At 48.8% G+C, this 21,725-nt stretch carries 15 protein-coding genes; 4 read left to right on the forward strand and 11 right to left on the reverse strand.

The window, feature by feature from the left end:
• Positions 1-459 precede the first annotated feature (459 nt).
• Positions 460-2,991 (reverse strand): ATP-dependent Clp protease ATP-binding subunit, encoded by a 2,532-nt coding sequence (locus EG028_RS05025; protein WP_120515302.1) that lies wholly within the window; start codon positions 2,989-2,991, stop codon positions 460-462.
• A 268-nt stretch (positions 2,992-3,259) separates the two neighbouring features.
• Between EG028_RS05025 and EG028_RS05030 the strand changes: the two genes are divergently transcribed.
• From EG028_RS05030 to EG028_RS05045, 4 genes are all read left to right on the forward strand, one after another.
• The gene (locus EG028_RS05030; RefSeq protein ID WP_123864561.1) at positions 3,260-3,634 is read left to right on the forward strand and encodes an STAS domain-containing protein; all 375 of its coding nucleotides are present in this window, start codon (positions 3,260-3,262) and stop codon (positions 3,632-3,634) included.
• A 17-nt stretch (positions 3,635-3,651) separates the two neighbouring features.
• Complete coding sequence (locus tag EG028_RS05035) at positions 3,652-4,560, forward strand: ribonuclease Z (protein ID WP_120515300.1); 909 nt, start codon at positions 3,652-3,654, stop codon at positions 4,558-4,560.
• Between the two features lie 387 nt (positions 4,561-4,947).
• The gene (locus tag EG028_RS05040; RefSeq protein ID WP_120515299.1) at positions 4,948-5,814 is read left to right on the forward strand and encodes a DUF3575 domain-containing protein; all 867 of its coding nucleotides are present in this window, start codon (positions 4,948-4,950) and stop codon (positions 5,812-5,814) included.
• A gap of 729 nt (positions 5,815-6,543) precedes the next feature.
• Positions 6,544-7,284, forward strand: a complete 741-nt coding sequence (locus EG028_RS05045; protein WP_123864562.1) for a hypothetical protein — start codon at positions 6,544-6,546, stop codon at positions 7,282-7,284.
• Here the strand turns inward: EG028_RS05045 and dapA are convergent, their stop codons facing one another.
• The 10 genes from dapA to kynU all read right to left on the reverse strand — a co-directional run bounded on the left by dapA (position 7,285) and on the right by kynU (position 21,623).
• Positions 7,285-8,187, reverse strand: a complete 903-nt coding sequence (gene dapA / locus EG028_RS05050; protein WP_120515296.1) for a 4-hydroxy-tetrahydrodipicolinate synthase — start codon at positions 8,185-8,187, stop codon at positions 7,285-7,287.
• A 94-nt stretch (positions 8,188-8,281) separates the two neighbouring features.
• On the reverse strand, positions 8,282-9,235 hold the full coding sequence (locus EG028_RS05055) for an acetyl-CoA carboxylase carboxyltransferase subunit alpha (protein ID WP_120515295.1): 954 nt from the start codon (positions 9,233-9,235) through the stop codon (positions 8,282-8,284).
• 431 nt (positions 9,236-9,666) lie between these two features.
• Positions 9,667-9,828, reverse strand: coding sequence for a hypothetical protein (locus EG028_RS27630; RefSeq protein ID WP_162946287.1), 162 nt, complete (start codon positions 9,826-9,828; stop codon positions 9,667-9,669).
• Positions 9,825-10,385, reverse strand: coding sequence for a DUF6934 family protein (locus EG028_RS05060; RefSeq protein ID WP_123864563.1), 561 nt, complete (start codon positions 10,383-10,385; stop codon positions 9,825-9,827). The genes EG028_RS27630 and EG028_RS05060 overlap by 4 nt, the downstream gene beginning before the upstream one ends.
• Positions 10,386-10,600: 215 nt before the next feature.
• Entirely contained in the window at positions 10,601-11,248 is a 648-nt protein-coding gene (locus EG028_RS05065) for a hypothetical protein (protein WP_120515293.1), read from the reverse strand.
• Between the two features lie 122 nt (positions 11,249-11,370).
• On the reverse strand, positions 11,371-11,997 hold the full coding sequence (locus EG028_RS05070) for a hypothetical protein (RefSeq protein ID WP_162946286.1): 627 nt from the start codon (positions 11,995-11,997) through the stop codon (positions 11,371-11,373).
• Between the two features lie 10 nt (positions 11,998-12,007).
• Positions 12,008-16,510, reverse strand: coding sequence for a DUF6443 domain-containing protein (locus tag EG028_RS05075; RefSeq protein ID WP_123864565.1), 4,503 nt, complete (start codon positions 16,508-16,510; stop codon positions 12,008-12,010).
• Between the two features lie 195 nt (positions 16,511-16,705).
• Complete coding sequence (locus EG028_RS05080; protein WP_120515291.1) at positions 16,706-19,642, reverse strand: RHS repeat domain-containing protein; 2,937 nt, start codon at positions 19,640-19,642, stop codon at positions 16,706-16,708.
• 117 nt (positions 19,643-19,759) lie between these two features.
• Entirely contained in the window at positions 19,760-20,362 is a 603-nt protein-coding gene (locus EG028_RS05085) for an SGNH/GDSL hydrolase family protein (RefSeq protein WP_206614385.1), read from the reverse strand.
• Between the two features lies 1 nt (position 20,363).
• Positions 20,364-21,623 (reverse strand): kynureninase, encoded by a 1,260-nt coding sequence (gene kynU, locus EG028_RS05090; RefSeq protein ID WP_120515290.1) that lies wholly within the window; start codon positions 21,621-21,623, stop codon positions 20,364-20,366.
• Between the last annotated feature and the right edge of the window lie 102 nt (positions 21,624-21,725).

Consider the following 21,725-nt stretch of genomic DNA (forward strand, 5'->3'; position numbering starts at 1 on the left):
TTTTTAGAGATTATATGATTTGATTGTTTGTTGATTTCTCATGTTATAATGCCTGTTCTGACCATTGTACACAGGAAGGCCCAAGTCCGGTTTTTTGTCTGATTATTTTCTTCTTCCGAGTACAGGGTAACAATGCTGATACAATATTACATATATATTTTGATTAATACGTTATTTCGATAATGTTTTTATTTAATTTAATGTTTAGGGTATATATAAACAATGCGTTGTGGCAGTCATAGCACTGGTTACCAAACAGATACAAAGAAAACTAACAGTCGGAAATGGGGTATTTTTTACAATATTCCGGCCATAAAAAAGGCATCAGAACCGTCATTCTGATGCCTTTTTCAGGATGTATTTGGGACGCTTTTTCATCCCCCATCCGGGGGAACCCGCATAAAAAAAAGCTGCCCCGGTTTTACCCGGGACAGCCTCAAGTTTTATCGATACTTAAAATTATGCCTCTGATTTCTCTGACTTACTCTTCGAAGGATTTTTCAGAGAGAAGACCAGTTTCTGGTTTTCCTTATCCAGGTCCGCGATCAGGATGTCCCCGTTATGAATGTTCATATTGAGGATCTCTTCCGCCAGGGGATCTTCCAGGTATTTCTGGATGGCCCTGTGCAGCGGGCGGGCGCCAAACTGCTGGTCGTACCCTTTCTCCGCCAGGAAGTCTTTCGCTTCGTCTGTCAGTTCAAGGCTGAAACCAAGGTTCTGCAACCTTACCAGCACTCCTTTCATCGTGATATCAATAATGGTTTTGATATGGTCCCTGGAAAGGGAGTTGAAGATGATCACATCGTCTATACGGTTGAGGAACTCCGGGGAGAAGGTGCGTTTCAGCGCCTTTTCGATCACGGCCTTGGTATTGTCTTCTTCGCTCACCGCCCTTGTGCTGGTAGTGAAGCCCACGCCCGCGCCGAAGTCTTTCAGCTGGCGAACGCCAATGTTCGAGGTCATGATGATCAGGGTGTTCTTGAAGTCCACCTTGCGGCCCAGGCCGTCTGTAAGGATACCATCGTCCAGCACCTGCAGCAGGATATTATAGATATCCGGGTGTGCTTTCTCGATCTCGTCCAGCAGGATCACGGAGTAAGGTTTGCGGCGCACCTTTTCGGTGAGCTGACCGCCTTCTTCGTAGCCTACATATCCCGGAGGCGCGCCGATGAGGCGGCTTACGGAGAATTTTTCCATGTATTCGCTCATGTCGATGCGGATAAGGGCATCTTCGGAGTCGAACATGTATTTGGCGAGCGCTTTGGCCAGCTCGGTTTTACCGACACCGGTGGGGCCGAGGAAGATAAACGTACCGATCGGCTTCTTCGGATCTTTCAGGCCCACGCGGTTACGCTGGATGGCTTTGGTCACCTTGGAGATGGCCTCGTCCTGCCCTACTACCGCGCCTTTCAGGTCTTCACCCATACGGCGCAGCTTCTCGTTTTCGGCCTGCACCATCCGTTTTACGGGGATGCCGGTCATCATGCTTACCACTTCCGCTATCGCTTCTTCATCGATGGGATAACGTTTGTGTTTCACTTCTTCTTCCCACACGGCTTTGGCCTTTTCGAGGTCTTCGCCGAGTTTCTTTTCTGTATCGCGGAGGGCGGCGGCTTCTTCAAAGCGCTGGCTCTTCACGACCTTATTTTTTTCCTGCTTGATGTCTTCGATCTGTTTTTCCAGGTCGAGGATATTCTGCGGAACGTTGATGTTCTTGAGGTGGACGCGTGCGCCAACTTCATCCAGTACGTCGATGGCCTTGTCCGGCAGCAGGCGGTCCGTCATGTAACGGTCGCTGAGTTTTACGCAGGCGTCAATGGCGTCATCGGTGTAGGATACGTTGTGGTATTCCTCGTAACGTTGTTTGATGTTGTTGAGGATGAGGATGGTTTCTTCCACGGAAGGGGGGTCTACCATTACTTTCTGGAATCGTCTGTCCAGCGCGCCGTCTTTCTCGATGTACATGCGGTACTCATCGAGGGTGGAGGCGCCGATGCACTGGAGCTCACCTCTTGCGAGGGCGGGCTTGAAGATGTTCGAAGCGTCCAGGGAACCTGATGCGCCGCCTGCGCCAACGATGGTATGGATCTCGTCGATGAACAGGATCACGTCCCGGTTCTTTTCGAGCTCATTCATGATGGCTTTCATCCTTTCCTCGAACTGGCCGCGGTATTTGGTACCGGCTACCAGGGCTGCAAGGTCGAGGCTTACCACCCTTTTGTCGAACAGCACGCGGGAAACCTTGCGCTGCACGATGCGGAGGGCGAGGCCTTCCACGATGGCGGTTTTACCTACACCGGGCTCCCCGATGAGGATGGGATTGTTTTTCTTACGGCGTGAGAGTATCTGGGAAACGCGTTCGATTTCCTGCTCGCGTCCCACGATCGGGTCAAGGCTGCCTGATTCGGCCAGCTTGGTAATGTCCCGGCCAAAATTGTCGAGTACAGGCGTTTTAGACTTGGTGTTGGTTTGTTTTGCTTTGGAGGCATAACTCTTCCGTTCGTCTTCAAACTCCTCTTCTCCGGGGTCATCGAATTCCGCTTTGGGATCTGCGGATTTTACGAAGCCCAATTCATTTTTAAAAGTATCGTAGTCCACGTCAAATTGTTGAAGGATTTGAGTACATACGTTTTCTTTATTCTTCAGGATGGACAGCATCAGGTGCTCTGTTTCCACGGTGGGACTTTTAAGCGCCTTGGCTTCCAGTACGGTTACACGGATCACTTTCTCTGCCTGTCGGGTAAGCGGGAGGCTGTTGATATTCGCGATATTTTTACCGGTCTTATCTTTAATGGCCAACTCCACTTCTTTTCTTAATTCATAAAGATCAACGTTCAGAGCCTGTAATATTTTTACAGCCGTTCCCTCACCTTCACGAATAATACCCAATAGCAGGTGTTCCGTACCGATGAAATCATTTCCCAGGCGTAAAGCTTCTTCCCTGCTAAACGAAATGATCTCCTTTACTTGCGGTGAAAAATTCTGATCCATTGTAGATGATTTTGTTAAACCCTTACGGGGGCTCGCTTATACAATATTACCAAATAAATTTCGGATTTACTTTGGATTTAGTTTTTATACTTGTACATTCTTGGTTAAGATTTACTTTTGCGGTGAAGGGCCTTGAGTGGTAAATATACTTACGAGAAGAGGGATGTTTTTGATTCGTTCGGATTACTTCTGCAAGGATCTTTATCGGACCGGTTTCCTTTTTGGCGTGTCCTTTTTTTATAATGTTAAAAATATAACATCCGGCAATATGCAATTCAAAATTGATACCAAAGAAAAAATAGTGTTATTACGGCTGGAGGAAGAAACGCTGGATGCTAAAATGTCAGATACGTTTGTAAGCTCCGCTGCCGCTATAAGTGAGCTGGAAGAGAAAAACCTTATACTGGACCTGCGTTCCCTGCAATCCGCGGACGATGCGGGCCTGAAAGCCATTTTTACAGTATACATGCGCCAGTACGATCGTGGCCTGAGTGCGGCTGTAACGGGCCTTAACAGTACTTTAACGCAAAATCTCTCCGCTGCGTACCCCGAAATGCTCAATATCGTGCCTACTGAATCTGAAGCCACCGACATGGTTATGATGGAAGACCTGGAGCGCGAGCTGAACCTCGATGATGAATAAATGTCTATTTTCGCCATATGTTCGCGGTAACGATATTAGGTAACAATTCAGCCATTCCCACGCCAGACCGGCATCCCACAGCACAGGTAGTGACGTACAATGAGCAGCTCATGCTGGTAGACTGCGGGGAAGGCACCCAGATGCAGCTCACCCGGTATAAAGTCCGCCGCAGCAGGATCAGGTACATCTTCATCAGCCACCTGCATGGCGACCATTACTTCGGCCTCATCGGCCTGATCAACAGCATGAGCCTCCTGGGCCGTACCGAGCCGCTCGCCGTTTATGGTCCGCCCGAGCTGGAAGAGATCCTGATGATGCAGCTGCGCGTAGCCGCTACTACCCTGCGTTTCGAACTACATTTCCACGCCCTGCTGCCGGAGGCCACCGGCCTGCTGTTCCGCGACAAAGACATGGAAGTGAGTTATTTCCCGGTGAAACACCGCATTCCCTGCTACGGTTTTTCCTTCAGTATGCAGCGCCGCAAACGCCGGGTGATACCCGAGCAGGCCCGCGCCTACGAGATACCTTCCGCGTTTTATTCCAAACTCCAGGATGGGGAAGACTATGAGAGCAAGACCGGCAGCATCGTCAAAAACGACTGGGTCACCCTGCCCCCGCCCCGCCCGAAACGGTACGTGTACTGTGCGGACAGCATCTACGACGAAGACCTGATCCCCTACATGCAGGATGCGGACCTGGTGTATCATGAGACCACCTACCTGGCGGACCTTCATCAGCGCGCCGCCGAAAGATACCACAGCACCACGGTGCAGGCCGCCGGGCTGGCTGCCCGCGCGGGCGCCAAACGCCTGCTGATCGGGCACTTCAGCTCCAAATACACAGAGTTGCAGCCTTTCCTGGACGAGAGCCGGCCGGTGTTTGAGAACACAGACCTGGCACTGGAGGGCACTACTTACCTTTTGTAAGGATTCCTGCCTTCGTTTTCCTTTCAGTATATCGCCTTTCCCGGGAGTTTGTTACCTTTTTGACATTACCGGTCTGAGTCAATACGCATGGGCTTTCCCATGGGTTGCCCTGCCTGAAACAATGCGTCACCGCTCCTGTTGCCGCGATGGCAACCCGTTCCACCAAACCCTTCTAAAACCGCCTGTTCAAAGAAACCAGGCCGTCAGCGACGGTCCGGCGGAGCCTTTCGCCCCTTTTATACAGGATGTGATCCCGGCCCGTTTTCCATAAACACTCCACTCAGCCGCTGTGCCGGACCCGGTTACACATCTTAAATATTTCTAATCGTATTATTGTGTAATATAATTCACAATATTATATTTACGCATTAAAATATTCCTATAACTATGAACCGCACTTTACTGTTTGCCGCGGCAGCGCTATGCATGAGCATGAGCCTGCGCGCGCAGGAGGCCGTTATTGACTCAGTTGCCACATCGCCGGTACGGGATGAGAAACAACAGGCACCGGAAAACGAGCCATCCACCCCTTCGGAAAAAACTTCCAGACGCAACGGCCCCTATTACAAGAACATTGTCAAGACCAACCTGTCCACCATTGCGCTGGCCAATTACGGCCTTACTTACGAGCGGATGCTCACCCGCAAGATCTCCGCTTCCGTCGGGTACCGGTTCATGCCATCCACGAACATTACCAAAAGCCCGCTGGGCGAGCAGGTAATGGATATTGTGGCGGAAGAAGGGGACGATATCAGCCAGCAGCTGGACAAGCTGAAGATGAGCGGTAATGCCGTGACGCTGGAATTCCGCGTATACACCGGCAAAAGACCGGGCGCCAAAGGCTTTTATGCGGGCGTTTACGGCCGTTACGCCGCTTTTAAGTACGATTACCCATATGACTTTGAAAAACCTTCCGGCAACACGCTGGTGCCCCTGAAAGGCAATTCCAAAGGTATCGGCGGCGGGGTGATCCTGGGCGGGCAGTTCATGATCGCCAAAAGAGTGGTGGTGGACCTGTTCATCATCGGCGGCCATTATGGCAAAATGACGGGCAAGCTGGAGGGCCTTACGGACATGAGCGACTTCGACGAGGCGGACCGCGCTGCCTTGAAGGACGACCTGGAAGGCCTGGTGGACCTTGGCGGCGACAACGGCATCAAGGCGGAAGTGCGGGATGACGGCGTGCGTGCGGACATCAAACTGCCTTTCCTGGGCTTACGCGGCCTGGGCCTTACCGTGGGTTTTGCTTTTTAGGACCGGCCTTTTATTCCACTCCCCATACTACAATAGCGGCCGCCCTTTATCCGGGGCGGCCTTTTTTATTCAAAGGCCACCGGATGGCGGCAACCGGAATAGTTTTTGCCGTGACCTGTGTATACTTTTCTACTTTCCCGGGAATACTTCTCCCCTACCCCGGGCATACACCACGAACGCTTTTACCCTACCTCAGGAACGCTTTTACCCTGCTTCGTGAACGCTTTTACCCTACTGTATCACTACTATACCATTACTGTATCATTACAGTTTGAATACTGTTACAGTACTGTTTTAATACTGTTACAGTACTGTTTGACTACTGTTGCAGTCCGGTACCGGAACACTTTTACCTCCCTTTAAGGATATTGTTACCGCGACCATTACCGGGGGAATTGCTGCGGTTTACCGGCCATCAAGGGGCGGTGAAGAAGCGGTGATGAAGCAGCCAGGAGGCCGGCAAGAGGCAGGAAGCGGCCGGTACAAAGCCCTGATCTGCTCCAGGAAAAGAATTACCGGTGAAATGATATTTTCGGGGAACGAGGTATTCCCGGGAACTACGTCCCTTCTGCTTTGCCTGAAAAACCACCGGAATAACGGAAACCAGGGGTGCAAAAACCTGCAAAAACCGGTAAAAACCGGTCAAAACGGTCAGTTGATTTGGAGGGGACGCGGTACACCGGTATATTGCCCGGAGACAACAAGATTTTTTAAACCAAAACAATTTTTATGGCTAAACAAATGGGAGTGATCCCGATTGTCGGTACTATCGGCAACATTACTTTTTACGAAATGAACGGGCAATATTACGCCCGCGGCAAAAGCTCGCTGAGCGGCAAACGAGTCAAAACGGACTGGCGGTTTGAGCGGACAAGAATGTATTCCCGCAGGATGGGCCTGGCTTCCGCGGCGGCAGGGCGTATTTACCGTACGCTGCGTGTGAAGGAACAGGACGTGACCTTTTTCCGCAAAATGGTGAGCACGGGGCTGCGGCTGCTGAAGACCGGATGCGCGGAAGAGCGGCTGGAAGCGGAACTGAAGGCGATGTTCCAGCCGGAGATAATAACACAGCAGATATCTGTTGTTCCGCAGGAAAAGGAAAAAAAGGTGACAGCCGGCGAACCAACTGCGCCGCAGGAAATGGAAAGAAGTGTGGCAGCGGATGAACCAATCGCAGCGCCGGACCCGGCGGAAACAAAACGAAGAGAGACAGGCGCTCCGCAGGAAATGCAGGAAAAAATGATCACAGCGGCAATCCCCGGAGGAGCCGTGGAAGCAGCTTTGCAGGAAACGGCAGATGCCAGCCAGAGCCATCCGTTTGCGGTAAGAATAATGCCCGCCCCACATCCTGTCGTTGTAAACGCGCAGGGCCGGCTGGAAAAACAAAAGCCGGAGGAGGAAAACCCCACATCCGGCTTGCAGTTATTTTTACGGGAAATCCATTTACTGGTCCCCGTGAAGAACGAATGATTAAACGAGCGAGCCCGCTTTGTTGTATGCTTTCAGGTAGGCGCTGATCCTGCTTTGCAGGCTTTCGGTAACGGGCACTACCGGCAGGCGGAACACGTTTTCCACGAGCTTGTCGTAGTGCAGGAATGCTTTGATGCCGGCGGGGTTGTTTTCCGCGAACATCAGGTCGAAACCTTCCAGCATTTTGTAATGCAGGCGGCGGGCTTCGGTATAGTTCTCTTCCAGCGCGGCCCTTACCATGGAGGAAAAATCCTTTGCGAAATAGTTCGCGGCAACGGATATGACACCGTCCATACCACAGGCCAGCTGCGGGAATGCCACGGCATCGTCCCCGCTGATCACCAGGAATCCTTTCGGTTTGCGGGCGATGATCTCCATGCACTGTATCATATCGCCGGATGCTTCTTTCATCGCGATCACGTTCTCTACTTCTTTCGCGATGCGCAGGGTGGTTTCCGCGGTCATATTGCGACCGGTGCGGCCGGGAACGTTGTAGAGAATGATGGGTTTGGGAGAAGCGGCGGCAATGGCCTTATAGTGCTGGTAAATGCCTTCCTGTGTGGGTTTGCTGTAATAAGGCGCAACGCTGAGTACAGCGGCGGCTTCGTCCAGCGGACAGGTTTCGAGGCGCTTTACGACATCGTAGGTGTTATAGTCTCCAATTCCTACTACTACAGGCACCCGCTTGTTTACCTTTTCAAATGTGAAGTTGATAAGGTCCAGCTTTTCTTCTGATGAAAGCGTAGGTGTCTCCCCGGTGGTGCCTAATGTAACTACATAATCCACACCGCCTTTGATCACGTGGTCTATCAGTCTTTCAAGACTGTGCCAGTCGATCGTTTCCTGCGTAGTAAAAGGTGTGACCAGCGCGACGCCGGTGCCCCTCAATTGGTCCTGTAACATATCAAATCTGTATCAATAGCCTTTTTGCGGCCTGGAAATAATTGCAAAGATTGAAATTAGATCCGGTTCGCGCAATAAAAGGCCGTTATTTTATTCAACGCTCTTCATAAAAGCCCATATTCGAGAATTTCTCAATCCGTTGCTCGATGCGGGTATCCGGTTCTATCTGCTTCAGTTCTTTCAGCGTGGCTTTCAGTTTTTCCTTCAGGAGCACGGCCATTTCTTCATGATTGGCATGTGCGCCGCCGATGGGTTCTTTGATCACCCCGTCCACGAGGCCGAACTGGCTCATGTAGCCGGAGGTGAGCTTCAGCTCTTCCGCCGCTTTTTCCTTGAAGTTCCAGCTTCTCCAGAGGATGGTGGAGCAGTTTTCCGGGGAAATAACGGTGTACCAGCTGTTTTCCAGCATAAATATCCTGTCGCCGATACCGATGCCGAGTGCGCCGCCGGAAGCGCCTTCGCCGATGATCACGCAGATCACGGGCACGCGGAGCTTTACCATTTCAAAGAGGTTGCGGGCAATGGCTTCGCCCTGGCCGCGTTCTTCCGCTTCAAGACCGGGATATGCGCCGGGGGTATCGATGAGGGTGATGATCGGTTTGTTAAACCTTTCCGCGAGTTTCATGAGGCGGAGGGCTTTGCGGTAACCCTCGGGATTGGCCATACCAAAGTTGCGTATCTGGCGCATTTTGGTGTTGATGCCTTTCTGCTGCCCGATGAACATGCAGGTTTCGCCGTCCAGGTCTGCAAATCCGCCTACCATGGCTTTGTCGTCCTTTACGTTCCGGTCACCGTGCAATTCCACGAAATTGGTGGTCATGCGTTCGATATATTCCAGTGTGTAAGGACGGTCCGGATGACGGCTCAGCTGCACTTTCTGCCAGCTGGAAAGATTGTTATAGATCTGCTGTTGAGTGTCGGTGATTTTTTGTTCGTACTCCTTTACTGTAGCGGAAACGTCCACACCAGACTTATCGCCGCTCTCTCTCAGTTTCGCCAGTTGATCGTACAGATCAGCAATTGGTTTTTCAAAATCCAGAAATTGCATTATACAGTTTTAAAAGGTTATAGCACTCCATAAAGATAGTAAACCCTGTATTTCAGGCCAAAGGACGCGTTCAGTACAGGGACCTGCATTAAAATAATGCCCGGGGCGGCCCGGACAGGAGTGCAAATGTAGGATATTTTGGAGGATATCAAAATGGGGGGTGGATTTGCGAAATATATGGAACAGGAAATTGGTATAAATTATTACTTATCAATAATATAGGCGGTTGCTAAGCGCCACTTTCCAGTATTTTCTTTGCGTATCCATTAACAAACGGAAACCAGCCTGATCAAATCTTAGGACATGACAGACGATAACTAAAATTCTCTGCACTTTCAGTGCGGATGTTTGGAATCCGGACTAAAACTAAGAAGGGCCTCCAAATCTGGAGGCCCTTCTATTAAGATAAAGCAATAGCTTTTATAAAGATTTTAATATCTGGCAACTACCTTCATGTTTTTGAGGTACTTCTTTGCTTCCTCGATCTTTTCCGGAAACAGTACGCGGTCTTTCAACTTAAAAGCAACTAAAGCCAAAAGAGAATTCTCTGGTATGCTTACCAAATTTTTGGAATTATTTTCTTTAGTTTTCATATTACTAAGTTAACTTTTTTAGCTACAAAAACAATATCATAATCTACGCCCGGTGCATAAAACTCTCTAATTATTTGATTACCAGCCACCTCTATTCCACCCCAAAACACATACTCTTTACTTAGTACCTTAAAATTCTTCTCAACGTAATTCCTGTAAACTCCGATTCTCCTATGAAGGTCTTTACATCGCTCCCCGCATTTTTTTCTGCAATTCTGCCGGCATGCCTCCTTGTATCGAGATCTGCTATCGCTTCCCTGCACCATCAAAGTAGCTGTAACATTGAGCTCAAAAAACTTAGGAATTACACTGAGTACTGTATTAAATACTGTATACACATCACCATTGTTGGTACTTACATCATCAATAATTTCATCTTCCGTAATATTATAATCACCAAAGCCAAAATTATAAATATCCTCACCATTAATAGTTTCCACATAAGACAAGTCAATCACTTTGATGATATCAACATTTCCCTTACTTATAAAAAAGTATTGAATGTTCCTTTTACCTCTTACTTCTGTAGTGTCGTAAATCTTCCCGTTATTATTCACTGTTTTGGTGGTTAGGTTAACAAAAATCAATGCCTGAAAATACTTACCCCCTCAAATACCCACTCACCTGCTCCGCCCAATAAGCATACACCCACCCCGAAGGATGCAGCTGGTCCTCTACTACGCTCTCATATGTAACATCCGTACTGATTCCTGCCATAGTGAGGCCATACGGATAATAATGCGTCTCTTCCAGCCAGACCTCTAGTTAATAATTAGTGACTGTCAAAAGCGTTTTGATCATACATATCCAACAGTTTCTTTACGTCACTTTCTGCGGACAATGTTGTAAACAGATAATACTCAGAGGTAATTGTAATTTCATTGTCGGTTCCAAAATGGCTAATAATTACATCTTCATATGTGAAACCCTTTCCGAAACTTACCAGATATTGGCTTAAGGGAGTATCAAACTTTAACCCATGAATCCTGGTTGATCCTTTTTTATACCATCCTTTCTCTCTCAAATAAATATACAATTCTACCATAGAGGTATCATTATCAGCTTTATAGATCAAAAAATTTCGAAGCACGTGAACACTAGCCATCATATTCGCTTCCACAATGAATACATTCTTGCTTTTTATCCGTGGGAGTACCTGCTGGAGGAAAAGATAACGAAGAGAGTTTTTGTTCACACTTTTGGCATCATCCAGTTCCATCAATGCTTTAAATCCGAATATCCTGTTGTCATAATCTTTTTTTTGCCTATCCTTGGCAGCCACCGCATATTGCCCTTCGAGGGATTTCAACGTAACATGATTCCAAAGGAGGAAGGTTTTATTTAGCAGCGAATCATTATTTTGCGGCACAAACACAGTCTTCAAACCCGTCAGATACAATAACGTCAACAACTTCAACATACTTTAATTTTAATAAGGTAATGAAGAAAACCACGTTCGAAGCGGGCGTGAAAGAGTTCCGTTTACCGGCCCCATCTCTCCGGATGGTCAATGTTCCCTCATTTTCTGATATACCCGGGGAATTATTTCTTACTGTAAGATGGGAAATAATTAGCTATTAATTCAATCAGAAAGCTGTTTCCCGAAATAGTACGATCCCGGAAATACTCGGCAGATACCGCTTTACCTTTTTCAAAGTAAGTAGCAATTATTTCGTCCCTGTTGATGCCCTGAAAACGTTTTATATGCTGCTGATTCAAATCCTTATTAATATGCAGTTTCACATCTTTACTGAAGATCTTCTCCCATTTCCCATTATTCTCTTTGAATCCGTATAACAATGAATGCGTTGTATCAATGCAATCCAGTACAAATTTATAGGAGATATTCACTTCCCCTCTTCTTTCCAGTTCTACAATAAAAAAGCTCTCGGAAAAATCGGGTAAATCCTGTTTAAGATGTCTTAAAAACACGTACCTGGCGGATGATTTAATTATTTCACCCGGCACCAATTGTCTCCTTTTAGCCAGTGATTCCATCTGATCTGTATAGAATTGCCGGTCTGACGGGCTGTCTGTAGCCCTGATCATGCGATTATTAAGTGCATATAAGGTAACATCATTCCAGGATAAATAAACAGAATCAATATCCGGTTGATGAATTGGAATGAATAAACTGGCAAACCAGCAATACAGATTTATAATATTCATATCTAAAATTCTAATTAAAAGGTGGTCTTCCCATTTGAGGTAATTTCTTAGGATCAATTTTAGGTTTCTCAGGCTCATGATTAAATCTAACTGTCGGTATTTTCCTGAGCGGAATATTATGCTCCTTTCTAATTTCATTCTCGAGGGTACGTACTTTTATTTCTTCATTGGTAAGATCCCTAAGCTCAGGATGATCCGGATCTTTTACGTTTTTTGCTTCTCTTGTATCCACATTCCCATTGAACATATTCCTTACATGTATTAATTCATGCATCAAGCCAATATATCCAGGTCTTCCGGTGGAACCATCCTCATTTTGGATATTTTCGCCTTTAGCATTTGGATCGTATTCAACTACAGCATCAGCCCCTTTACCTGTGCCACCATCCAATACTGATGCTGCGTTTATGCCATCTTCCGGCCTGGCCACATCCGTGAAGTTATCTCCAGGCACTGAAGCTTCCGAAATAGTCGCCGTATGAGATGAGTTAATTAGTGTGCTTACAAGGTCAGCAGATCTATTTTTTATTATTGCGGAAGTCCTTCCGGATTCAACGACCCTGCCATCCGTTAGAAGGACAAGATCCAGCCCTGTCGCACGCCGCATATCGTGTAACGTTTTCTGCACGAACGCTGAGCTTCCGGCGAGTATTATATCATCAGGCCCCATGCCATCCGGATCGATAAACCGTATTGGATTATCAAATCCATAGTTATAAGGTGAATGTCTTCTCATCAAGTCCGCCAATGGATCGATCACATGCCATCTGCCGATCTGCTGATCATACATCCTGGCCCCATAATCATACCATTCCAGCCCACTGCCGTTACTGAACTCCTTATGCTGTAATTCCTTCCCGTTGTAGCGGTACTTATTCCTCAGCCTGGCATGCGTAGCATCCGTACTGATCCCCGCCATGGTGAGGCCGTAAGGGTAATAATGCGTCTCCTCCAGCATAGGACCCGGGAGGGCCAGTACCATCACATTATCAAAATACACGTCCTGTGGGCTTTCATTGCTCGTATACACATACAGGAAGCCGCTCTTCTTCATTACCATCTTATCCTGCGCCAGCGTTTGCAGTTCATCCGGGGTAGCCTGCACCTGTTTCACCCCGCTGTTATCTTCCACCAAGTTAAACTGTTCGTCGAATAACACAAAATTCAGGTAGGCTTTCGGCCGCTGCGGGTTGGAGGCGTCTTTGTCTTTTTCTTTCAGCCGCTGATAGATATCGTTAAAGTCGTTATTAAATGGTGTATTGTTCACCGCCCTTGCCGTAGCGCCGTGGCCAGGCTCTGCCGTGCTGCTGCCGTTGCCGAAGGCACTGACCAGGGCGGCCAGCATATCCTGCGGTACCACGTTTTTGGTCTTCTGTACGGGGCCGGATTTATAAAAGGCTTTGGCCCCGATCTGGATCGTATCGCCCGTCATTACTTTCAGTACCAGGCTCGGCCCGATCTTTTTATCAGGCTGCTGCCCGTTCAGTTTGGCTACAAACCCATTTTCCTCCGTGGTCGCGTCCTGCGGGTAACCCACCGGTTTAGAGGTCCGGGAAACATCAATGTTACTGAACAACGCATTTTCTTTGGCCGCACTTTCCGGTTCCATACTTGCCATGTACATAGAGAAGTCGTCCTGTTCAGTAAGTACTACCCGGATGTTGCCCAGGTGGTCCTTTACAAAATAGTCATATTCATACTGCACAGGCTGGCCCTGTTCCATCACCGTCCGGATGCGGCCTTCCTCGTGACCCAACAGTTGCAGTACATCATCTTCGTAGACCATGCCGCTTATGTAATCCGTAGTTGTCACTTTGACGGGGTTGGCCGTATTGTCGGTGACCGTCTTTTTCAGTTTGTTCCCTGTTGCATCATACTGGTACGCAATGGTGCCCTTACCCGTAAGCGTGATCGTCTGCGGAAGGTTCAGGTGATTGTATACGATGGCTGTGATCTCTTTGTTTTTATCCGCCGTCAGGTTGCCGTTCAGATCGTAGCTATAGTCGAAGTCTGTGGTAGCGGCGCTCTGGTTGGAACTGTTATTGGCCACGGGTTCTTTAAAGTCACCCAGCGCGCCCGTGACGTCATTGACATTATCACGCACAAACCGTAGCCGGTTGCTGGCGTTATTAGTGTTGTAGTAGGCATAACTGAGCTGGTCTATCGTGGCGATCGCCCCGGCTTTTAAGCCTTTCTGTGTCATAGACATAATATTGCCGCTGGCATCATAAGCCAGGTTGCTCACGCTGAAGTCAACGAGATTCTTCTGCCAGATGGTCGTACTCGCATTTACCTGGTTGAAGTCCGCGGAGGTCAGCCGGTTGCTTTTATCATACCCGAACCCGTAGGCCCGCTGAATGTTATCGCCCCCGCTTTTCCATTGGGTACCGGCAACATTAGCGTTATACTGATTCACCGCAAACCCGTAATCGTAGCTCAGCTCCTGGCCGAACCAGTTCGCAGTGCTCCCGGAGGTGGTGACGTAGGCTTTGTTGATCCCTTTGAGCCAGCCGCGGATGTTATATTCATAGGCAAGCTTCTCCAGCTGTGCCGAAGCGCTCGTTACACCCAGTTTCTTTTCTTTCAGCTGGCCCAGTTCGTCGTAGTCTATCATGGCCACCGTTCTTTCCAGTGCGGCATTGTCATTGAGTTTTTTCTTCACGGAGCGCAGCCGCCCGGTAGCGTCATAAAGGTTCATCGTCAGTACAGTGGTCTGCGGCGTAGCCCCACTGCGTGGGTTGGTATGACGCAGGTAAGTGCTCAACACTTTGCCGTTAAAGTCGTAGAGGCTCGTGGTAATTTCCTTCCCACCACCGGCATTATCGCTGATCGTTTGAATGACACGGCCTTTGTTATCATACCGTATCGTAGTGGTGAGCCATTGGTCCGTGGTACCCAGCACCTTTACCCTGGTACCGGTTGTCAGTCCCTGCGTCATGGTGCTGGCGGCAGCTGTCTCTGCGTAGGGATTGGTGCCGGCCTGGGGTTTGGAAAGGTCCGCCGTTTCAAGGCCGTGGCTACCGGTATAATTGTAATTATCGTAAAAAGTGTAGGTTAGTGGCTGATAGCCGGTAATGCTTGGCAGCGGATTGGTCACTGCCACCTGCGTGGTCAGTCCCAGCAGGCTTGGGTCAATCTCAGCCACAAACTCTGCGGCTGTCTCGCTTTCAAAACCATCCTGGAAGGTGATGCTGTTCGTGGCTTTATACCCTGTCAGTCCCACTTTCCTGTTGCCCAGCACCAGGTCCGCAATGCCTGGTGCGGTGTAACTCAATGAACCACCGGCCGTAGCACTGTTCATCGCCGTTTGCAGCTGCGCACGCGTGGAGTTGGAAGGATATAGCGCTGTCATCACCGGGCGGTTCAGCGCATCATAAAATATGACCAGCCATTCGCGGGTGGGTGTTTTGCCCCCTTGCACAGCATCCTGGGTGAATACCAGCCGGTCGCGAAGGTCATAGACCATCTGCACAATGCCCGCGCCCGGGGCCTGTTTTTCAGTCATACGCCGGCGTTCGTCGTATTGGTATTGGAAACAAAGATCAGTAGCAATAGCGGTACTGATCACCCAGCTGCTGCTGATCAACTCCACCGCCCGCGGCGGGATCACAAAACGGAGATTGCTGAGGTCATCGTACACGTAATAGGTACACAGCCAACCGGTATGGTCCGCACCCGGAGTAGTTGCCGACTGCACTTTTCTCAGGATGATGCGGCCTTCTTTATCTTTGTATTCCACCAGCTGGTTACCGGCTTCATCCTGCGATACATTTTTATACAGCTCTCCCGCGCCATATACACGGCCGGCCGCGCTGGTCGGGATCGTGCCACTGGCCGGCATGTTCCAGATCCGCACAGCATCCGTGGCCGCATTTACCAGGTATTGCAGGCTGACCGGCCGGTTGCCTCCTTCCAGGGCCCAGCTGTTGCCGGGTGCGTACGTCCGCAATACGCGGTTTAAAGGTGAGGTTTCAAAATCTGTACGGCTATAGTAGATGGATTCTCCCACTGCCCCGGGATTCAACCCGGAGTTCTGGTAAAAATCCCGCTGGCCGGTAAAAGGGCTTGTTTTAAAATTACCATTGTTAGAAATGCCGCTGCCTTGCTCTATATAGGGCAAGAATTGCCGGGTTTCCCGGCCAAAGGCGTCATATACGTTCATGCTCACCAGGTCTTTGCCCCCGGTGGCGTCTACCAGTATACCACCGCTCATGCCTTTGGATACCTGCTGGATGGGGCGGCCCAGGCCGTCAAAATATTGCGTGGTTTGTTTTACTTCCTTAACCGTCCGTGCCGTGGCGGTCACCACTGCCGGGTCCGTTGCAGGCATACTGGGCTCCCATGTACGGATATAATTTAGTGCCGGGTTGGAATATGGTACCGGCAAAGTAGCTGCGGTGGCGGCTGGCCTGGTGCTGGTATTGGGGGCATTCTGGGCGGCTACGCTTAAACCGCATAACAACAAAAGACAGCAACAAACAATCCGGGAGGTCAGGGAATAAAAATAAGACATGCAAATTCGTTTATTTGATTTCCAAAAGCGATGCTAACAAACTCGTTGTCATCTGAATATAGACAAACGGCCAATCGAAGTATCCTGCATCAAAGTCATTTTATTTAGCCAGGATTACATAACACAATATAGACTTGAGCACTTGTATCTCCAAATTCACCTTTTTATACTTTATCAGGAATAAGAAGGAATCTCCTACTGCCCGAAATATTTATAATTGATTACTTTAAGTATTTTGTCGTCCTTGTCTCTCACTACTTTTAACCGCTGGAAATTATCATATTCGTAACGGGTAACGTTGCCGGATGGGTTTGTTTCGCTGGTAATGCCCAGATTGGGCGTATAAGTATAAATCTCAGCCAGGCAACCAGGAATTGTTCTAAGTATATCCAGTTGTTGTTTTAACGGTTCGCCAGTGAGAAATTGAAGACTACTAACGTTAATGAGTGAGCTTACGATATCGAAAGTTGTATTCTGAAGCCTTGCAACAGGGAATGAAGATTCATACCCCCATACAAAAACCTCCATAATCCCGTTTCTGTTTTTTCTTTCCAGGATATTCGATTTCGTGTCGTACCGGGGATAATACAATTCTTGTTGGTAACTGGCGTCTGTTTCAATTTTATCCGCACTTACAAAGCTGGGAACAAAGGAAACGGATGAGCTCGATGCCCGCGCGCTCCAAACACCATCCAGCTGGGGCACCTGTGGTTTATAACCATATAATACAGCTTCTACTGCTGACGGATTAGTAGCCGTACCATGATATGTAAACTGGATGTTTTCAATCAAAGGGTTTATAATATTCCTATCCTTCAACAGCTTAACTCCTTTGCTGAAATCATTTGCGCCCGTCAACAACGGATAATCCGCCGGATATTTCGCGATGTTGATTTTTTTATCACCCTTGCTGGTTAAGGTAGATATTTCCAAAGGGTTATTATGGCTGGTACCATAAGTGTACAATTGGGTACTTTCCAACGTGGCGCCTTCCGTGTAGTTGATCATTTTACGTTCCTGTAGCAATGCGACTCCTGATGTGATCGTGTACTCGCTATACCTGAATATCGATGCCTGCTTGCCGAATTGATAGGCATGTGTCCATACATCGAAGACAGAAGCAGGGTACATCAGATCGGGAATGACTTTAAGGCCCTTCAGCGCCTCAGTTTGCCGCTTTACATATACGTTGATCTCTTTCTCAACCGGTGTGAATCCGTTCTCATCTTTTTTAAATACTGTCTTTTCAAGCAAATTGTTACCGGTCCAGCTGTGCACAACCGAAAGATAGTTGAAAAAGGGGTTGCCGGAATATGCATTTGAAGGCTCTTCAAAAAAGTAAGCGGTTTTGCCTAATACTTCGTTTCCTTCACCGATGTACTCAGTAACATGCGGATAGAATACGGGGCCTGTTTCAAACAATCCCGAGCCGTCCGTGAATTCAGAACTTACGGACCGAACGAGTGACGTATAGTTCGGGCATTCACCGCAATTCACGGAATTGGTAGTATATCTTATCAGCCTTGACAATTCAGGGTTAAGTACCAGGTTGCCTTTGCCTGACTCGTTAAGGCCATATTTGTAATATTTTTTGTTTATGTTTCCCGCTCCGCTGTTATTGATAATTTGCCGTATCCTCAAACCACCGACAATCCGGCCATTTGACAGGACGCCGTCCTCTATCCTGTTTGCCTCGAATTCAAATTCCGTTGTTCCCCCTGTTGGATAGGTAATTTTATTCAACATGTATACTTTCATCATCTCCTCATCAGATTCCCTGTTTGCGGAACCGGTATGATAAACAACCCCGTTGGACACCAGCTCATGATCGACCAGGAGGGTCTGGTTGCTTGTGCGGCCATTGTAGAACCCCCAATGATCAAGCGCAGTAATAAGCGGGCCGTAAGATGGCGGGGTGTGTGAGGTATTGTAAGTGAACCCGTATTTTTGAGTTTCCCCTTGTGATTTAAACTGTAGTTCATCAAGTTTGAAATAAGGCGCATTTTGCGGATAAAATGAAATTACAGGGATTATTTCCTGTAATATCTCATTGCTGCCGTTGTAAACCCTCACCGCTGAAAGCTGTTCGTCATTGCTGCCCGAAGGGGTTATATACGAGAAAACAATACGGCCATGTCGGTATAAAATTTCACTGATGGTTGCTGAATAATAGCTCGTGCTTGCACCCAGTCTCCGGAGGCTGGTCTGCGTGCCTTGCGGAACACTACAGCCCGAGCAAACTATAGGGTTTTGCGGTATCTGGTTAAATTCGTCTTCCAGCGTGTAGGTATCTTCGGCAGGTTGTTTCTGCTGAAAAGTACCGGTATATTTAAACTGAACTGTATCAGAACGGTCCGCGGAAATGATGGAGGTCATAAACCATCCTGTCTTAAATGTACCCGGCCCCCTTGGGGTTCTTGTTTCTTCATAATGATCGTACAAGCCATCGATCGACTTCCCGAACCTGTAAGTAACACCATCTTCGTCGGTAATTTCAAAGGTATGGAAATCAGCGTTAAAGTCCGGAGCGTTAGACGTAATACGTATTGGCCTGTAAGGAATTGTAACAGGCGCTTTTTTGTTATTGCCAATATTCTTTAAAATAAATTTCCCCGATCCGGAAGGCAGATTGTAGTAAAATATGTCATACTCAGCGTCTTTGGCTCCTAAGTAATTCGCCGGAAGATTGATATTATTGAGATAATCATAGTCAGATTGAACCCATGGCTGAATGGCACTCGCCAATTTGAACGGATCAGGGAATGGCGCGGTTTCGTCCGCGTCTCCCTGAACAACCCTTGATATCATATAGTTGGCACTGAGCGACCACCCCAGGCCCAGAATACCCATGTATTTTGCCGGTTTAAAACCTCCGGCATGATAGTTTACCGTGATTGGGATGCGTGTCCTGGGCGTCTTGATTTCATATACGGGAATGCTTATGGCCGGCACCCCGGTCGTCAGGTCAACGGGATAATTTCCATACCGTATAAAACTCATGGCTGCGGATGATGGAGGGATCATTTTTTGTAATTCGGGTACCACAGGAGCCGGCCCTTGTGAAAATACGCATGCATTATTGAACAGTTGGGTCAAGGAAAACAAAAAAAGGATAAGCACGATCTTTTTCATCGGTGTCAGGGATTTGGTCAAAAATAGATATTAGCAATATATGCGCTTTGGCTCAGAATGTTAATTCTAAATCAATTTTTTCGGGTCGGCGGTCCGGCTTCCGGGACAAACAGTATTTTATCCCCTCAAATACCCGCTCACCTGCTCCGCCCAATAAGCATACACCCGCCCAGAAGGATGCAACTGGTCCTCCACTACGCTTTCCGGCCTGCCGCCCGTTTCCCTGTATACCGCTGTGATGTCCACGTAATTAAATCCCAAATCCGCGCTGATCTTTTTATTGATGGCATTAAACCGGTCGATGGCATCGTGAATAGCCGCGGCATCGCGCTCTTTGGCGAAAGGCGTCACGCCCCAGTCCGGGATGCTGAGCACGGTGATGTTTTTCGCAACCGTCAGTTCCAGCGCTTTTTTGGCCAGCCATTCAAACGTAACGGCATAGTCTGTTTCGCTCATGCCCCGGTATTGATTGTTCACCCCGATGAGCAGTGTTACGTAATCGTAAGCGGGCAACAGCCGGGTATTGTGCAGCAGGTGACTGATCAGTTCGTCTGTTGTCCAGCCTGTTTTGGCGATGATCTCCGGGGCATGGAACCGGTGACCGTTTGCCCTTAACAGCTGAAGGGCCTGGTAGGGATAACTCTCATGCAGGGGCACGCCTTCGCCGATGGTATAGGAATCGCCGAGGGCCAGCCAGGTTTTGGTTTGTTCGTTGGGCATATCAGAAAGTTTGCAATACTTCGTAAAAGCGGAATACATCCGAATAAGAACAGTACAGCGGTGCGGGCGCCAGGCGGATCACACCGGGCTCGCGGTAATCGCAGATGATGCCGTTTTCCATCATCCGCGTCTGGATGGCTTTACCATTCTGCGGAAAATATAACGACAACTGTGCACCGCGCTGCTGCGGGTCTTTCGGGGTGATCACTTCGAAAGGAAGTTTGGTTTGCCCCAGCAGGTATTCAAGATAAGCTGTAAGCTGTACGCTTTTTTCGCGCAGGCGCTGAGTGCCCGCTTCGCGGAACAGCTCCAGGGAGGCTTTGAGCGCCACCATGTTAAACACCTGTGCCGTGCTGATCTGCCAGCCGGCCGCGCCGTTGCGGGGGATAAAACCTTTTTCCATTTTGAAACGGGTCTTCTCATCATTGCCCCACCAGCCGCCGAGGCGGGGGAACTGCGGATCATTACCAAAACGCTCATGCACGTACAGCCCGCCTGCCGCACCGGGGCCGCCGTTCAGGTATTTGTAGGAGCACCATACCGCAAAATCCACGTCCCACTTGTGCAGCTCCAGCGGGATGTTGCCGGCCACATGCGCCAGGTCCCAGCCGGCATAGGCGCCGGCTTCGTGCGCTGCGGCAGTGATAACGGGCATATCATAAAACTGGCCGGTGTAATAGTTGATGCCGCCCATCAGTACCACAGCAAGAGAATCGCGGTGCTGATGAATGGCGGCGAGGATATCTTCCGTATGCAACAACTTCTCTCCTTCCCTGGGATGCACTTCGATAATCGCATCGTCCGGGTTGAAGCCGTGCAGTCGTACGAGCGTTTCCAAAGCATACTGATCGGAAGGGAAAGCCCCGGCTTCCATCAGGATGCGGTAACGTTGTTTGTCCGGGCGGTAAAAGCTCTGAAGGATCAGGTGAAGGTTTACGGTAAGTGTATTCATCACCGTTACTTCTTCTTCGCCGCAGCCCATCATGGCGGATAATGTTTCGCTGAAATTGTACTGGTAATACAACCAGGGGTTACGCGCGCGGAAATACCCTTCCACGGCCATGTTCTGCCAGTCTTCCAACTCCTGCTGCATAGCGCCGGCCACCGAGCGCGCCTGTAATCCGAGTGAGTTGCCGCAGAAATAGATAGTGTCTTTCCCCTCATGCTGCGGGAAATGAAAGCGGGATTTAAATCCATTCAATACGTCAGCCGCATCCCGGTTTTGCGCGAAGGATGCACTGGTCTCAAAAGCAGTGTTCATAACGGAAAGATACTATTCCCGGGGCTGTGTAACAAAAAAGAACCCGGGGAAGATACGGTGTGTATCTTCCGCCGGGTTGTTATAATGGCTTGCTGAAAAGAA

Origin of the sequence: Chitinophaga barathri (genome assembly GCF_003807585.1) — a bacterium.
Lineage (GTDB): Bacteria > Bacteroidota > Bacteroidia > Chitinophagales > Chitinophagaceae > Chitinophaga > Chitinophaga barathri.

Bases quoted from the DNA above. Each gene is read 5' to 3' on its own strand.
- EG028_RS05025 (WP_120515302.1), bottom strand. From the start codon at position 2,991: ATGGATCAGAATTTTTCACCGCAAGTAAAGGAGATCATTTCGTTTAGC.
- EG028_RS05030 (WP_123864561.1), top strand. From the start codon at position 3,260: ATGCAATTCAAAATTGATACCAAAGAAAAAATAGTGTTATTACGGCTG.
- EG028_RS05035 (WP_120515300.1), top strand. From the start codon at position 3,652: ATGTTCGCGGTAACGATATTAGGTAACAATTCAGCCATTCCCACGCCA.
- EG028_RS05040 (WP_120515299.1), top strand. From the start codon at position 4,948: ATGAACCGCACTTTACTGTTTGCCGCGGCAGCGCTATGCATGAGCATG.
- EG028_RS05045 (WP_123864562.1), top strand. From the start codon at position 6,544: ATGGCTAAACAAATGGGAGTGATCCCGATTGTCGGTACTATCGGCAAC.
- dapA (WP_120515296.1), bottom strand. From the start codon at position 8,187: ATGTTACAGGACCAATTGAGGGGCACCGGCGTCGCGCTGGTCACACCT.
- EG028_RS05055 (WP_120515295.1), bottom strand. From the start codon at position 9,235: ATGCAATTTCTGGATTTTGAAAAACCAATTGCTGATCTGTACGATCAA.
- EG028_RS27630 (WP_162946287.1), bottom strand. From the start codon at position 9,828: ATGAAAACTAAAGAAAATAATTCCAAAAATTTGGTAAGCATACCAGAG.
- EG028_RS05065 (WP_120515293.1), bottom strand. From the start codon at position 11,248: ATGTTGAAGTTGTTGACGTTATTGTATCTGACGGGTTTGAAGACTGTG.
- EG028_RS05070 (WP_162946286.1), bottom strand. From the start codon at position 11,997: ATGAATATTATAAATCTGTATTGCTGGTTTGCCAGTTTATTCATTCCA.
- EG028_RS05075 (WP_123864565.1), bottom strand. From the start codon at position 16,510: ATGTCTTATTTTTATTCCCTGACCTCCCGGATTGTTTGTTGCTGTCTT.
- EG028_RS05080 (WP_120515291.1), bottom strand. From the start codon at position 19,642: ATGAAAAAGATCGTGCTTATCCTTTTTTTGTTTTCCTTGACCCAACTG.
- EG028_RS05085 (WP_206614385.1), bottom strand. From the start codon at position 20,362: ATGCCCAACGAACAAACCAAAACCTGGCTGGCCCTCGGCGATTCCTAT.
- kynU (WP_120515290.1), bottom strand. From the start codon at position 21,623: ATGAACACTGCTTTTGAGACCAGTGCATCCTTCGCGCAAAACCGGGAT.